The organism is Polaromonas sp. P1_E1_2, assembly GCF_056406035.1.
The window spans coordinates 1-2658 of record NZ_JBFUAZ010000590.1; the positions used below are offsets into that span (position 1 = coordinate 1).

The 2658-nt window shown below is 63.1% G+C and carries 3 protein-coding genes; all 3 read left to right on the forward strand.

Annotated features, from left to right (window positions below):
- Positions 1 to 249 precede the first annotated feature (249 nt).
- Entirely contained in the window at positions 250 to 759 is a 510-nt protein-coding gene (locus AC1D1P_RS20365; RefSeq protein ID WP_477674212.1) for a MarR family winged helix-turn-helix transcriptional regulator, read from the forward strand.
- A gap of 106 nt (positions 760 to 865) precedes the next feature.
- Complete coding sequence (locus tag AC1D1P_RS20370; protein ID WP_477670586.1) at positions 866 to 1540, forward strand: response regulator; 675 nt, start codon at positions 866 to 868, stop codon at positions 1538 to 1540.
- A 151-nt stretch (positions 1541 to 1691) separates the two neighbouring features.
- On the forward strand, positions 1692 to 2658 hold a 967-nt coding region (locus tag AC1D1P_RS20375; protein WP_477674213.1), incomplete at its 3' end, for a sensor histidine kinase N-terminal domain-containing protein.

Sequence of the window (2658 nt, forward strand, 5' to 3'; positions counted from 1 at the left end):
CTGCAGGGCTTTGGCCTTCTCGGTGTTCAGGGCGGCGCTTTGTACAGGGTTTTGGGCGGGGTTCAGTTTGCTGGTCAGTTCCATGAAAAACTCCTTGAAAATCAATGATGTAAAACTTTTTTCTCTAATTTCCAGCCTCTGCTTTTAATCACAGCGCTGGATGCATGATCAGTACTTTATGAGCACCATTGAAATAAGTAAACCATATTTTTAGTCAGTTTGCCTGATCAATTGGGTTACCATGATTTCATGGCCGAAACGCCCATTTCACCGACCCTGTCCAGCCCCTTTGGTGCCACCGAAGCAAGCTGGCGGCAGACCCACTTCGGCCGCCTGATGGGCCATGCGCTGCGCCGCTTTGATGAGCGCGTGCTGTCACTGATGGCCAGCAGCATCGAGGTACCGCTGGCGCTGTCCAACCTCGCGGCGCGCGACCAGGTCGGCGCCGCGCACATCCACATCACACGCCACCTGGCCGTGGGCGGCTCGCGCCTGACGGACCTGGCGCAAAGCGCGGGCATGAGCAAGCAGGCCATGGGCGACCTCGTCGACCAATGCGAAGCCTGGGGTTTGGTGACGCGCCAGCCCGACCCGCACGACAAACGCGCCCGCCAGGTGGTGTTCACCGAATCGGGCCTGCTCTGGCTGGAAGCCTTTCACAGAGCGGTTCGGCAAGCCGAGGATGAGTTTCGCCAGGCTGTGGGGCATGATGTAGCTACGGTGGTCGCGCTGGGACTCGAGGCCTACGCAGCAGCCTGATCCCAACCGACGTCAGCAAACCTCTGGCGACAAAAGCCTAAAATTTGCCGAACAAGTAAAACTGGCCCACAGCTCCCGTAATGCGGGCCACTCCCCGGAGACAACCATGCGTATCCTGATTGCCGAAGATGACCAGGTCCTGGCAGACGGCCTGCTGCGCACTTTGCGCGCCTCCGGTGCGGCAGCCGACCACGTGGCCAGCGGCACCGAAGCCGACGCCGCGCTGCTCACCAACACAGAATTCGATCTGCTGATCCTGGATCTGGGCCTGCCGCGCATGCACGGGCTGGAAGTGCTCAAGCGCCTGCGCGCCCGCGGCTCGGCCATGCCGGTGCTGATCCTGACCGCCGCCGACAGCGTGGAAGAACGCGTCAAGGGCCTGGACTACGGCGCCGACGACTACATGGCCAAACCGTTTTCACTGCAGGAACTCGAAGCCCGTGTGCGCGCGCTGATCCGCCGCGGCATGGGCGGCGCCAGCAGCACCATCAAGCACGGCCCGCTGGTGTACGACCAGGCCGGACGCGTGGCCACCATCGACGGCCAGATGCTGGAGCTGTCGGCGCGCGAACTCGGCTTGCTCGAAGTGCTGCTGCAGCGGGCCGGCCGCCTCGTCAGCAAGGACCAGCTGGTGGAACGCCTCTGCGAATGGGGCGAAGAAGTCAGCAACAACGCGATCGAGGTGTACATCCACCGGCTGCGCAAGAAGATTGAAAAAGGCCCGGTGCGCATCGCGACCGTGCGCGGGCTCGGTTACTGCCTCGAAAAAATACCAAATTGATGAGCCCCCACGGTTGCTCACTGCGTGTAGCGCCCTGCCCCCCGAGGGGGCCGCTGCGCCTGCGGCCCGGCAAAGCCGGTTCCGCGGCCCCTGCTGGCATGAAGAGCATGCGCGCCGGACGGACGTCCCGCACGCTTCTTGACCTGTGGCTCTGAGACTCTTCCAGCGCGAGCGCCGAAGCCTCTTCGGCGAGATCCTCGACTGGATGCTCACGCCGCTGCTGCTGCTATGGCCGATCAGCCTGGCGCTGACCTGGCTGGTGGCGCAGAACATTGCAGGCAAGCCATTTGACCGTGCGCTTGAATACAACGTGCAGGCACTGGCCAAGCTGGTGGCGGTCAAAAACAACCAGGTGCAATTCAACCTGACGGCGCCGGCGCGCGAGATCCTGCGCGCCGATGACACCGATCTGGTCTATTACCAGGTTGTGGGCACGCAAGGCGAACTGCTCAGCGGCGAACACGACCTGCCCCTGCCGCCCGATGAAGACAAGCCCACCAACGGCGAGGTGCGGCTGCGCGAAGACCTGATCCAGGGCGAGGATGTCCGCGTGGCCTATACCTGGCTCAAGGTCGAGGTCAAAGCCCCGGCGCCGACAGGCAAGGCGGCGGCACCGCGCAGCGACAAGAGCGCGGGTGCACCCGAAGCCGTGTCCGCCCAGATGGTGCTGGTGCAAGTGGCCGAAACGCTGGAAAAGCGCAAGACGCTGGCCACTGAAATCGTCAAGGGCACCATGGTGCCGCAGTTCGTAACGCTACCGCTGGCCGTACTGCTGGTGTGGCTGGCACTGGTGCGCGGCATCAAGCCGCTGGCCCAGCTTGAAAAGCGCATCCGCGCACGCAAGTCCGACGACATGAGCCCGCTCGATGAAACCGCGGTGCCAGAAGAGGTAGCACCGCTGGTGTCCTCCATCAACGATTTGCTGAGCCGGCTCAAGGTGTCGCTGACCACGCAGAAACGCTTTCTCGCCGATGCCGCGCATCAGTTGAAGACACCGCTGGCGGGCCTGCGCATGCAGGCCGACCTGGCGCAGCGCGAAACCGATGCCGACGAACTCAAAAAATCGCTCAAGCACATCGGCCGTGCCAGCATACGTGCCACCCACACCGTCAACCAGC